At 44.7% G+C, this 12,800-nt stretch carries 12 protein-coding genes; 8 read left to right on the forward strand and 4 right to left on the reverse strand.

The features are described from left to right. Positions 1 to 78: 78 nt before the first annotated feature. From FFM74_RS07365 to FFM74_RS07390, 6 genes are all read left to right on the forward strand, one after another. The gene (locus FFM74_RS07365; protein WP_137625989.1) at positions 79 to 1,182 is read left to right on the forward strand and encodes a YncE family protein; all 1,104 of its coding nucleotides are present in this window, start codon (positions 79 to 81) and stop codon (positions 1,180 to 1,182) included. Positions 1,183 to 1,700: 518 nt separating this feature from the next. Continuing rightward, positions 1,701 to 1,961 (forward strand): hypothetical protein, encoded by a 261-nt coding sequence (locus FFM74_RS07370; RefSeq protein WP_137625990.1) that lies wholly within the window; start codon positions 1,701 to 1,703, stop codon positions 1,959 to 1,961. Between the two features lie 85 nt (positions 1,962 to 2,046). Next, entirely contained in the window at positions 2,047 to 2,688 is a 642-nt protein-coding gene (locus FFM74_RS07375) for a VTT domain-containing protein (RefSeq protein ID WP_137625991.1), read from the forward strand. Between the two features lie 32 nt (positions 2,689 to 2,720). After that, positions 2,721 to 3,401 (forward strand): response regulator transcription factor, encoded by a 681-nt coding sequence (locus FFM74_RS07380; RefSeq protein WP_137625992.1) that lies wholly within the window; start codon positions 2,721 to 2,723, stop codon positions 3,399 to 3,401. Between the two features lie 418 nt (positions 3,402 to 3,819). Next, positions 3,820 to 4,515, forward strand: coding sequence for a response regulator transcription factor (locus tag FFM74_RS07385; RefSeq protein WP_137625993.1), 696 nt, complete (start codon positions 3,820 to 3,822; stop codon positions 4,513 to 4,515). A gap of 211 nt (positions 4,516 to 4,726) precedes the next feature. Then, a complete protein-coding gene (locus tag FFM74_RS07390; RefSeq protein WP_137625994.1) occupies positions 4,727 to 7,279 on the forward strand; it encodes a YfhO family protein in 2,553 nt (850 codons plus the stop codon). 97 nt (positions 7,280 to 7,376) lie between these two features. On the opposite strand, the gene FFM74_RS07395 is transcribed toward FFM74_RS07390, so the two are convergent. Further along, positions 7,377 to 7,712 carry a winged helix-turn-helix transcriptional regulator gene (locus FFM74_RS07395; RefSeq protein ID WP_137625995.1) on the reverse strand — a complete coding sequence of 112 codons (336 nt, stop codon included), beginning with the start codon at positions 7,710 to 7,712 and terminating at the stop codon, positions 7,377 to 7,379. A gap of 121 nt (positions 7,713 to 7,833) precedes the next feature. On the opposite strand from FFM74_RS07395, the gene FFM74_RS07400 reads away from it, so the two are divergent. Further along, positions 7,834 to 8,559: an SDR family oxidoreductase gene (locus tag FFM74_RS07400; protein ID WP_137625996.1), complete on the forward strand. Its 726-nt coding sequence runs from the start codon at positions 7,834 to 7,836 to the stop codon at positions 8,557 to 8,559. 974 nt (positions 8,560 to 9,533) lie between these two features. Here FFM74_RS07400 and FFM74_RS07405 read toward each other — a convergent pair. Further along, positions 9,534 to 10,097, reverse strand: a complete 564-nt coding sequence (locus FFM74_RS07405; RefSeq protein WP_223877192.1) for a Crp/Fnr family transcriptional regulator — start codon at positions 10,095 to 10,097, stop codon at positions 9,534 to 9,536. A 99-nt stretch (positions 10,098 to 10,196) separates the two neighbouring features. Here FFM74_RS07405 and FFM74_RS07410 point away from each other — a divergent pair, with 99 nt between their 5' ends. Next, on the forward strand, positions 10,197 to 10,787 hold the full coding sequence (locus FFM74_RS07410; protein ID WP_137625997.1) for an NAD(P)H-dependent oxidoreductase: 591 nt from the start codon (positions 10,197 to 10,199) through the stop codon (positions 10,785 to 10,787). A gap of 99 nt (positions 10,788 to 10,886) precedes the next feature. Here FFM74_RS07410 and FFM74_RS07415 read toward each other — a convergent pair whose 3' ends face one another. Both FFM74_RS07415 and FFM74_RS07420 read right to left on the reverse strand, forming a co-directional pair. Further along, positions 10,887 to 11,210: a hypothetical protein gene (locus FFM74_RS07415; protein ID WP_137625998.1), complete on the reverse strand. Its 324-nt coding sequence runs from the start codon at positions 11,208 to 11,210 to the stop codon at positions 10,887 to 10,889. Between the two features lie 121 nt (positions 11,211 to 11,331). Continuing rightward, positions 11,332 to 12,639 carry an NCS2 family permease gene (locus FFM74_RS07420; RefSeq protein WP_137625999.1) on the reverse strand — a complete coding sequence of 436 codons (1,308 nt, stop codon included), beginning with the start codon at positions 12,637 to 12,639 and terminating at the stop codon, positions 11,332 to 11,334. Positions 12,640 to 12,800: the final 161 nt, after the last annotated feature.

The raw sequence follows: 12,800 nt of genomic DNA on the forward strand, positions 1-12,800 counted from the left end.
TGGACATACAAAAATCCCTCCATGATAATCAGATGAATTATAGTATTTCATCTGACAACCATAGAGGGATCATAACATATGTCAAAAAGAAAACTTTTTCTAATCAGTCTCATTGTCATCTTGATCGTCGCTAGTATTGGTGGCGGCTATTGGTGGACGCATCGCAGCACCGATGATCCTAGCCATCAAGTTTATGTCGATAGCACTAATATTTCACCCGCCATTTCAACCACTAAAACTTTCTATCAAAGCTTTATCGCGGCCTATCCGCAACTAAAATCAGCCATTGATCACGACTCGGAGCCTAATACTTACGCGGTTCCGGGACTTATTCAGACCAAAACATTACGCGCCGGCACCAAAACGGTTGGCAAAGCGACTGATATGGACCCACAAGGCTTGGCAATCACACCGAAATACTTGATTATTTCTGCCTATAGCCGGAGCAAAAAATACAATTCCGTGCTCTACTTTATGGATAAGAAAACAGGGCAATATGTTAAACAGATCGTCCTGCCGACAACCTCGCACGTTGGTGGCTTAGCCTATGATCCAATCAGCAAGCGGCTGTGGGTTGCAACGCAACGCGGGTTATCACAAGCCACGCTGTCCGCCTATAATCAGGCGACATTAGCCAAAGCCAGCTTTAAGTCCTCACATCAAGCCACAAAATTTGATCACGTGGTCGCGTTACCGAATATCCCGCGTTCGTCGTTTATCGCTTATCACAACAACACGCTGTATACTGGGTATTTCTCTCAAGCCAGCCAAGGCAAGTTTATTAGTTATCCCTTGTCAACAAGTGGCATGCCACGTTTAAGCAGTCGTTCCGATGTGGATTTACGTGGCAAGCATCTCTATGACAGTTCATATACGACCAACAAGCAGCTCCAAGGCGTGACCTTTTATGAAGGCCAGATTCTCTTTTCACAATCGTTTGGTAACGCGCATTCTAACTTATTAACTTTCGACAATGACGGTCAAAAGACTTGGTTAGATTTTGACCATGATGACATGCTCAAAAGTGTTGCTTTACCACCTTATATGGAACAAGTCGCTGTCGATGGCTCTGATTTGTATGTGTTATTCGAATCCGGCTCATCACATTACCGCTCACAAAAGCTAAGTATTCATGCCGATCGTATTATCAAGCTGAATTTAAAAACGCTCTTAGGGCAGTAAAGCTTTCGATCTGGATTCGGTTTGCCACTTCCGGTCGCCACTGATTACATTTTTAAAATCAAAGCGCCAAAAACAACTGATACAAACATTTAGACAATTCAAAATAGTAGCGGATCATTACTTGAATTTTTTCAAGTATAATGATCCGCTACTATTTTTAGCCTTCATGAAAAAAAAGTAACTGATGACTCTTTCACAACGCTGTGTACATTATTAGAGACGAGTTAACCAAACTTACCAGCACAACATCTTCACTTTTCTCCATTAAGCCTGGTTAACAGTCGCTTAGCTGTAGGTTGGGACTGATCGCATCGGTCGCGAGGGCCAAGACGTGCCTGGCTTGGACCGGTCCCACGACCGCATGTGATCAGTCCCAACCGGAAGCGGCAATCACCAATGAATTTTGCTATCAAGTTAATTATGAAAAAAGCTTAGATAACCTTCATTTTTCAGTACTGGCAAGCCTTGCCGTCACTCACTATACTCAAGTTACTTGAAAACGAAAGGTGGTCATACGAATGCTCATCGAAAATGAAACTCCGGCATTAACGATTATTGCTGCACAAATTGTGAAAGTTTTCTATCCGTTCATCCTAGCGCGCACGGAAACTGGTCAATACTTACACTTACAACTTTCTGATCGTGAACAACAAGACCCACTGTTTTGGGACAGCCTCCGCAGTATTTTACAGGCTCATCTGTGGGTCCCGATTGGACAACATTACCATCAACTACTTGATGATGGCTGGCTGCAGCCGACCACGGTTACCCCTGTCTGAGAAATCCTCAGGAATTTTTCACTTGTCGTAAGGGGCAAGCTTCCGCGCCAACCAGTATGCTTAATAAAAAAAACGAGGTAATCCCATGACAACAATTTTAGCCATGTTCTTCCATTTAAATACGATTTTACCCCAACTCATTGCCAGCTTCGGTAATTGGATCTATGTCGGTCTGTTCTTACTCATTTTTATTGAAACTGGACTAGTCGTCTTCCCGTTCCTGCCTGGTGACTCAATCTTATTCCTATGCGGCTCATTAGCAGCCATGGCCAGCGGGTCCCTCAACATTTGGGTTCTAGCCGCCACCCTCACACTCGCCGCCATTCTTGGTGACTTATGTAATTTTGAAATTGGCAAACGCTTTGGCGCTTATGTTTTAAATAACAATCGGCTCAAACGTTTCATTAAGCCTAAATACGTCCAAGACTCACAAGAATTTTTTGACCGTCATGGGAGCTTGGCAATCTTTCTAGGGCGCTTTGTCCCAATCATTCGGACCCTAGTGCCATTCACTGCTGGCATGAGTGCCATGCATTATCCAACTTTTGCACGCTACAACATCATTGGTGGGATCAGTTGGATTGTCGTCACGCTTGGCGCTGGCTTCCTATTCGGCAATATTAGTTTCGTCCAACAACATTTCGAACTAATCATGCTCGCAATCGTCTTCATCTCTTTGATCCCTGTCGGCATTAGCATGCTGAATCGACGCAAAACGGTTGAATAACCACAATTTTTTAAAGTAAAAGAGGTCTACGGATGGCAAAAATATTAATCGTGGCCCAACAAGATCCGCTACTAAATCAGCTCATTAGCTATTTACGGCAAAATCATTTCGGCCTCAAAACAATGACCAACAACGCTGACGCGACGCGACTCGCTGAACGTCACCCCGGGAGTTTTAGTCTCATTATTTTAAATTGGCAAGGTGCCAATTCAAAAACCTTGTCACAAATTCAGCGCCTTCGGCAGTCGCCAACCACTGCCATCATGGTCGTGACGACCATCACGGATACCGCACAAAAGATTGCCGTCTTAACGGCTGGAGCAGATGATTTTGTGACCGAGCCACTGAGCTTACTCGAGTTAATTACTCGTGTGCGGGTCCTACTCCGTCGTCAATCCGGCGTGCAAACAAGCGGCAGTCAATTTCGATATAGTGATTTACTCATTGATACTAAAACGCGCCAAGTTTGGCGCAATGGTGTCTTGATTCAATTAACCCAACGTGAATACCAATTATTATTAGTATTGGTCCAGCATGCGGAGGTTCAGTTAAGTCGTGCCGACTTACTAGCCTTAGCTTGGGGCGCCGACTTTACCGGTCAGCCCAACTTGATTGATGTCTACATTCGCTACTTACGCCAAAAATTAGCCCTGACTACCACGCACCAACTGATTAAAACGGTGCGTGGCGTGGGCTATTGCTTACAAGCTTAGCCAAAAAGGCGCGCATCTTTCGCGATGGGCGCTTTTTGACTGGCGTCAGCAACGGTCGCTCCCAAACCAAACTCGTGGTAAACGCGCCGTCAGTCAGAAACGTTGTCCCACGGCCGCATATTATCAGTGGCAACCGGAAGCGACAACTTTTAACTACAGACTAAAAAAGAGCCTGGTTTTCCTTCCCAGACCCTCAAAGAACCGGCTATTATGACTAATAATGGCTGATCACTAGCAATATTGCGAGTGACTATATTGCTAGTATAAGAAGTTGTCAGTTTGAACGCCAGTGCAACTTTCTGAAACTTTTCTGAGATTTTCTTAGACTGTAACCAAAATTTAGTAATTGGTTATAGTTGTCCCATTTCATAATTATCACTATACTAAATACAAATAACTCAATCAGAGGTCCAATCGAATGCCAAAAATTTTATTAGTAGATGATGAAGCCAGTGTCGTTGACTTTTTACAGCAAGAATTAGTTTTTGAAGACTATCAAGTCGTCACTGCAGCAGATGGGCAGGCGGCCTATGACACGTATCAACAACAAAAAGATAGCTTGGATCTGATTATTTTAGATTGGATGCTACCTAAGATGGATGGACTCGAAGTCCTACGTCGCATCCGTAAACACGATGAGATTCCGGTGATCATGATGACTGCGCGTGACTATGTCAGTGATAAAGTTGCCGGGCTTGACGGTGGTGCAGATGACTACATCACCAAACCTTTTGATACCGAAGAACTGCTAGCCCGCGTTCGCGTCATTTTGCGACATGAAGAACGCCAGCAGAATGTCAAAGAAGTTTATCAATTTTCAGATCTAGAACTTAATACTAAAGCTCGGCAAGTTAAACGAAATCAACGGCTCGTGCAATTAACCCAACGGGAATATGACCTGTTACTCGCACTGCTCAAAAATGCGCCAGAAACCTTGACGCGCGATGAGTTGTTGGACCAAGTGTGGGGTGTGGATTTTGAAGGCCAACCGAACATTGTTGATGTCTATGTCCGTTACTTACGCCATAAAATTGATACCGAAGCTGATTTTAAATTGATTCACACTGTTCGCGGCGTTGGTTACTGCTTACGCGATGATCACCATACGTCATGATTCCAGAAATTAACCCGACTTAACAGACTGACTCGCTTCAAGTTATCGCTTGTCGCGAGCCAGTTTGGCGTTAAAGTAGTAATTCCAGCTAATCGTTAGTATTATTCTGAAAAAAAATCAGAAACTTCTCGTTTTACCTGAGTGGTTACGCGTCACGATAGTTCGTATACTAGGACTATCGTAATTAAACTGTATCGGAGCTGAGCGACAAATGTCAAAATCGAATCAAACGAAACGTTGGCTCGTGCCAATTGTGGCCGGACTTGCTGCTCTTGTGATTATGTCTCTTGTTTTTGCAATCAAAGACATCACCCCATTTGGCAATCATAATTTACTTTTCAGTGACCTTGGTGGCCAATATTTATCTTTCTTTACCGCATATCGACACGCGCTTTTAACGCATAGTTTTCAATTGTATTCCTTCTCCCAATCTTTGGGCGGCAACGCCTTGCCAACAATTGCCTACTATTTATTAAGTCCGTTTAATTTGCTCATTTTACTTTTTCCAGCGGCAAATATCCCAACCGGCTTAAACGTCATTATTCTCGTAAAAATCATGGCAATTGCCATCACAATGACTAGCTTCCTACAGACGCATTTTCAAACCCGTCGCTGGTCAATCGCCATTTTTGGCGTCGCCTTTAGCTTATCCGGCTTTGTGGCCTTAAACTATTTCACGATTATGTGGTTAGACGCCCTAATCTGGTTGCCACTAGTGATCAAGGGGTTAGAACGCCTCGTTAAAACCGGTCACCGTGGGCCATTTTTCTGGTGGCTATGGGTCAGCATCGTGACCGATTACTATCTCGGATACATGACATGCCTGTTTGTCGTTTACTACTTCATCACCCAATTGATCACCATGAAACAACCCGGAGCGTCCTTTTGGCAAACGGTCAAAACTCAACATCGGTTAATCATCCGCGTTGTCACAACTGCCGTACTCAGCGGTCTCAGCACGCTATTCGTCTTAATTCCAACCGGTTTAGGTATGTTGCAAACCGCCAAATCGAGTGTTCAATTGAGTTATTACTTACCATTCCCACAGTTTGGCCTTGGTATTTTTAGTCAACTGGGTCTGGGGGCAAATAATTATATGACGCGCCTATCGCATGCCCCAACTATTTTCAGTAGTACATTGGTTATCTTGCTTGTCTTAGTCTACTTCGTCCATCCGAAAATTAGTCGTCAACATAAATGGCATAACGGCGGCTTGCTCGTTGCCCTATTGTTGACGATGGAAATCAACACGTTGAATACCATTTGGCACATGTTCCAACGGCCAGCCGGCTTTCCGTATCGCGAAGCCTTCTTTGTCAGTTTCGTCTTAGTGATGATTGCTTGTGAAGCTTGGCTCGCCCAACCGGAAAAAATCAATCGGCGTTGGCAATGGTTATTACCAACAATCTTAGGCGCCGCTTTAACGCTTGGTTGGTTGTCTCGGCACTGGTCTTCAGCACCGTTGGCGACATCCACTTGGCTGTTGAGTCTTGGCTTTGTCCTCGTCACCGCCAGCATTCTCTTTATCACCAATCGGCGTCTGCGGGTCATCCTCTTAGCTGGAACCGTGGCAACCGAATTAACCGCCAATGGGGTCTTGAACATGCAGTACTCACCACTCGGCAACCAGTCGACATTTGTCAAAGCGTACAAAGTTGAATACCGGCAAATGCACTCAGTTAATGATCCAGATGGCCAATTGTACCGGGTTGAAAATGATAACACCTTGATTAATCAAGCTTACAATTACAACACGAAGTATCGTAATTATAATGATCCAATGTTGTTTAACTTCCATGACATTACTTATTACAGCTCAACTTTTGATAATCAGACACGGGTCATGCTGAGATCACTTGGCTTATTCAGTAAAAATGTTCGGCGTGTCAGTTCAGAAGGTTTAAATCCGGTCAGTGCGCTCTTGTTAGACATCAAGTACGATGTCACTTTGAGTCAAAATGGCCAGTCAACGACCGAAACGCTGAGTCAAAACGGCTTAGGCTTTACGGCCACGGATGCGTTCGCTAACTTAAATCTGCATCCTAGTTCCGCGATTACGAATCAAGAGAACATCCTGCAAAGCTTGATTCCAAGCAATAGTCCCTACTTTGCTAAACCGACTGTCTTGAGTGACCAGGTCAAAGTTGATCCTAAGGCGACCACTTATCACGACTTGCATACCGTTAAATTACGGGTGAACACGTCTGGCGACTTGTACTATGATGATACCGCCGGTCAAACCAAGTATTCAACGATGCGCGTGAATGGCAAACTTATCCCAAGTAAGTTCAATGCTGACGGTGATGTGACGCTTCGAGATCTAGGTTCCTTCAAAAAAGGCACGGTTGTAACCTTGACCGTCAAACGCACAAGTAAGACTTTGGGCAGCAAAGTTCATCTGGGGAGCCTCGATGCCACTAAATTCATCCGGCTTACTCACAGCTTGAAAAAAGAAAGTTTCACACCGACTTATCATGTGACTGGCACCCAAACAGTTGTCAGCGGCACGGTTAATAACCAATCGAATCAACACTGGCTTTACGTTGCCATTCCGGCTGATAGCGGTTGGCAAGCGAGCGTCAATGGTCAATCCGTCACGACAAAGACCGTCCTTGGCGGCATGCTAGCCGTCCCAATCACTGCCGGTCAAAATCAAGTTAAATTGGTTTATCATGTACCAGGCTTCCGAGCCGGACTAGCAATTTCCGCGGCAAGTCTACTCATCTTTGGCGCAGTCGTCTACTTCCGTCGTCAAAACAACTAAGTTTCAACCGCGAAAAAAGGTGCCCCCGCAGCCAATTCTGGTTGCAGGGGCACCTTTTCTGATTTCTTGATCACATTCTAATCTTCAATTTGACCGGCTAATCCGTTTCATCGCATAACACCGTCGTCAAGTGATCCCGGTCAACGTGGGCGAGGCCCCAATCACAAATTGTATCCAACACTGGGATCATCGAGTGACCATTTTCAGTTAATTGATAGGCCACATGCAATGGCTGTTCGTGAAAGTCATGGCGTTGGACTAAGCCATCCGCTATTAACTGTTGCAACTGCTCGGCCAAAATTTTATGCGTGACATTCAGTGTGCGTTGCAGCTGGTTAAACCGGCCTTCACCGTCAGCCAGCTCATATAAAATCAAAATTTTCCATTTACCACGGATCATTTGCATCGTGGCATCAAATTCATTTGCGTACATCTCGACCCTCCATGACCTAGTTACTAAAAAGTGCGTACTAGGCAAATTGCCAATTCAGATTATACTTATCTCTTGTATTCGTCAAATCAGACAATTTAATTAAAAGGAAGTTTAAACTCAAATGAAATCATTAATCGTTATTACCGGTGCAAGTTCCGGGTTCGGAGCCGAAATGGCCAAAGTTTTCAACGCTGACCAACACCCCTTATTACTACTTGGCCGCAATACGGCTAAAATCGCGGCCTTAAATCTGGCTGGTGACGTCTTGATTAAGCATGCCGATGTCACTAATCAAGCGGAATTACGTGATGCCATCGCAGCCGCCGAAGCGCTTTATGGGCCAACTGACTTGTTAATCAATAACGCCGGCGTGATGTTGCTCGGCAATGTTTGGCAACAATCCCCCACCGAATGGCAAACCATGCTCGACACTAACGTCATGGGCGTCTTAAACGGGATTCAACTTGTCTTACCACAAATGACTGAACGGCAACACGGCACAATTATTAACGTCTCTTCAATTGCTGGTTTTAAAGCCTTTCAAAATCATGCGGCCTACGTTGCCAGTAAATTCGGCGTCCACGGCTTAACGGAAACAATCCGCCAAGAAGTCGCGGCTAAAAATGTGCGACTCATGCTAGTTGCACCTGGCGCAGCCGAAACGAACTTACTCACCCACGTCACCGATGACCACGCCTTGACTGAATATGAGGCTTGGAAACAAACTATGGGCGGGGTTACCCTTGATCCAAAGCACGTTGCCGAAACCGTTAAGTTTATGTACGACATGCCACAAGAAGTCAATATCCGTGAAGTCGACATCGCTGCGACCCGGCAAGACAGCTAAGGGATAATAAAGTATCTAATATTTTAATTTTTAAATAACAGCGCCACAAAACATCAGTCAGCCATTACTTGAGAAACTGTTTCAAGTAATGGCTGACTGATGTTTTTTTAGATTTCTAACTGAAGGTTGAAAGGACAAAAAAGCTCGTAAATACTGGCATATCGGCAACAGGCACTTCAGAATTAGTGGTGATCCCGCTCCGGCAGGCAGAAATCGCTGTGCTATGGTGGGACGGTCGCAGCCATAGTGCGGTCTGCGACTTCGATTTAAAGCCGATAACCCACGTCTTTAAATCGCCCTGTAAGATTAGGCGGCCAAGACCCGCCGGCCAATCTTACCGACACAGCACAACGATTTCTGCCTGCTTCCGCTAAACCTAACCTAAAAATAGCTAAATTAGCTGGAAGTCGCCACTGATAGCATCAGTCGTTAAGGTAGCATTGGCGACTGGAAGCGGCACTGTCAACTAATCTTCATGTCCTAATCATTGACATGGCAGTAGTTATTAGCAATTTTGATCTTTCAACCTTTAGATTTCTAAGAAAAAAGCTTGTCAGTATCGAACACGTTGAAACTAGACTCGTGGTGAGCGCACTGTCAGTTAGAATCGTTGTGGAATATAGAACAGTTTCAACCATCATACGATCTGAGGCTTCGGCACACCATTCCTGTCCGTCTCTGCTAAACTTAATATCTGCAGGTTGGGACTGATGCCATCGGTCGTGAGGGTGGCGTTACATCGGCCGCTTTTTGCCGACGTTACCCCACGGACGGTCCGGTACACTTGCGATATTTGCAAGGGTTCCGGGCGAGGACCAAGACGTGTCTGGCTTGGTCCGGTCCCACGACCGCATGGCATCAGTCCCAACCAGAAGCGGCAACTATTAACTCATCTGCATAATCCACTTATCGACACATCGATACCTACTAGTGAATTTCATTTTTTAACAAGGTCACTCTTAGTTTAGATTGTTTCATTTCAATCGCGCCCGAATCCGACTCAGTGATACTGGTGTAATGCCCAGATAGGACGCGACTAAATGCAGTGGTACTCGCTCCAGAATTTCCGGTTCATTTTCAACTAAATTTTGATAGCGTTCAACGGGCGATTTTTCAAGTTGTTCAAAGAAAATATTGCGATAATTGATGAACCGCTCACAAACAAATTGCGTAATTTCTGGCTCAATTTCCGGATAAGTTGCGCGTAGCCACTCAAAGTCGGCCTTACTTAAGACATATAAGTCGCTATCCTCAAAACAAGTTAGCGCAAACCCACTAGGTTGATTGAGATAGAAGCTTTCAAACGAAGCCACAATCTGATTTTCAAAGAAGAATTGTAAGGTGACGTCGCGGCCATCAGAACTGTGGGTGAGTCGGGCTGCCCCACTGACAATGAAATACAAGTTTTCCGCAACCTCCCCCTCAGCCAACAACGTTGTTTCTGACGACACATTTTGGCGGATAAAATGCGGCTGGATAGTCGCCCAATGCGCGGCCATTGCCGGAAATTGGTGTGCAAAATAATCGGTTAAAGCCATCGTCAATCCCCCTTTGTTTACGACTTAACATATGTTAATGCCGCGTTCCTGATTTGTCACTATACTACCATTATTAACTAACGAAAGAAGTTTTGACAAATGAAAACAGTGATTATTTTTGACCATCCGTACACGGCAACCGCAGGCAACAATGTCCCCCACCATCGATCCTTTCTGGCAGCATTACTCAAAGTTGTCAGCCATCAACTGGCTCAGGCCGGTGATGACATTGACTTAATTGATTTGCACGCCGATCACTTTGATCCGGTCATGTCTGCCGCGGATCTCACCAACTGGCGCCGAGGTTTGCCAATCAATCCACAAGTTGTCGATTACCAACAACGCTTGCTTGACGCGGATCATCTCATTTTTATGTTCCCCGTTTGGTGGGAAGTCATGCCCGCCATGACTAAAGGCTTTTTAGACAAAGTGTATGCCAAAGGCCAGCTCTACGATGCCAAATCCATGCAAACAAAACTGGTCAAGCAACCAAAAATTGACCTGATCACGACCATGAGCACCCCAAATTGGGCCTATCGCTTATTGTTTGGCGCACCACTCGCCAAATTACTCTTTCGGGGTACCTTTCTCAAAACCCGACTTTGGCACTTCAAATGGCATAATTTTTCACAAGTTGACAAGAAAACCATAGTACAACGACAAGCCATCCTCAGTCATTTCAAACTTTAACCTAATTACGAATAGGCTAACAAAAAAAGGATTAGCCATCAGCTAACCCCCAAACGTCCTCTCAATCAAGTCACCTGATTGAGGGCGTTTTTTGTTTTCTTATTGAACCGTTGCGAAGTAGTCCTTGATTTTCGACGCTAAGACGTTCCGACCAGTTTCAGCGTACAAATCGTAATCGTCAAACATGACAGTTGTCGTATCAACATCCTTATAGCCGGATTTCAATCTAGCCGGCACAATATTCAATGCCTCCGGATCAAAAGTCACGTTTTCACCCTTAATCGCAATCGTCTTGACCACATAATCTGAACCTAATGCTGTCTGCAGTTTTCTCCGGTTAACTGCATCCATTGTCTCTGGCGCCATGCTAACATAGCCAAACCCGAGCGTCGAAATGACGTAAATATTCACCTTTTTTGACATCTTAATCATCCCCTCGTTGGGCTCATTATACACGCTTGTGAAAACGTTTACAATATCATTTAGCGCAAAAAAATCACAGCTTAGGTTAAGTTACCCCAAGCCGTGATTTGACTGATTATCGTTAAATATTTAAGATCCAGAGATAGATGATAAAGACGAAGAATAACACATACATGAGTGGATGGATTTCCTTAGCATGCTTCGTTGCCACCATCGTGATCACATAGGTGATAAATCCAAGTGCAATCCCATCAGAAATACTATAAGTTAGTGGCATGCCAATTACCGTTAAGAAAGCTGGGACGGCAATTTCAAACCGTTCCCAGTGGATTTCCTTTAAGGATTCCGCCATTAAGACCCCGACAATAATCAACGCCGGTGCAGTGACCTGACTCGTCACCACATTCAATAGTGGTGAGAAGAAAAGTCCTAAAATAAAGAGTAATCCGGTGACGACCGCGCTAAAACCAGAACGACCACCAACCGCAATCCCCGCTGAAGATTCAACATAGGCCGACGTTGGTGAAGTTCCAAGGACAGAACCTACTAACATGGACGTCGAGTCAGCCATCAAGGCTTTACCAACACGTGGCATCTTATTGTTTTTCATAAAGCCAGCTTGTTCCGCTAACCCAACGAGCGTTCCAGCCGTGTCAAAAAACGTGACCAATAAGAAGGTTAAAACGACAATGACCAGTTGAACACTATTAATATCACCAACATGGGTCAAGGCCACGCCAAAGGTTGGTTTTAATGACGGTGCTGCTGAAACCCAATGGGCTGGCATCTTAATTAGGCCAGTCGCCAAACCTAAGATTGACGTTAAGACCATCCCAATAAAAATACCACCAGGCACTTTGCGGCTCATCAAGATCAGCGTCACAATTAGGCCAAAAATGGTTAACCAAGTCGTGCCCACCGTTAATGATCCTAAGCTCACGACCGTTGATTTGTTAGGCATGATCAAGCCACCGCCACGGAGTCCAATAAAGGCGATGAAGAACCCAATCCCAGCAGAAATGGCTAACTTCATATCGCGTGGAATCGCATCAATAATCATTTCCCGCAATTTGAACAGCGTGATAATCATGAAAATAACGGAAGCAACGAAGACGCCGGCTAAAGCCGTCTCCCACTTGACGCCCATCCCGATAACGACGGAATAGGTAAAGAAGGCGTTAACCCCTAGCCCTGGCGCAATGGCAATTGGGTACTTTGCCACTAACCCCATCAATAAACACCCTAACGCTGAAGCTAATGCCGTTGCGGTAAAGACAGCCCCTTGACTCATTCCTGATGCCCCTAAGACACTTGGGTTAACAAAGAGAATGTAAGCCATCGAGACGAAGGTGGTCAACCCGGCCAAGCTTTCGGTCCGTAGGTTGGTTTTTAATTCTGAAAAATTAAAATATGCCGCAATTTTACTCATGATTTCCTCCAGATAATTTAAATAATAGCAAATGCACAAATGTAAATGTTCGTGTTTTCTATATTTATCATAGTTATTATCATATCATCGGTCATAGTCAAAAGCAATATCCGAACACTATCAAATTAAAACTAATTTTCTGTCTATTTTTAAATCTGTCT

The sequence above is a fragment of the Lactiplantibacillus pingfangensis genome, from assembly GCF_005404945.1.
In the GTDB taxonomy this organism is placed as follows: Bacteria; Bacillota; Bacilli; order Lactobacillales; family Lactobacillaceae; genus Lactiplantibacillus; species Lactiplantibacillus pingfangensis.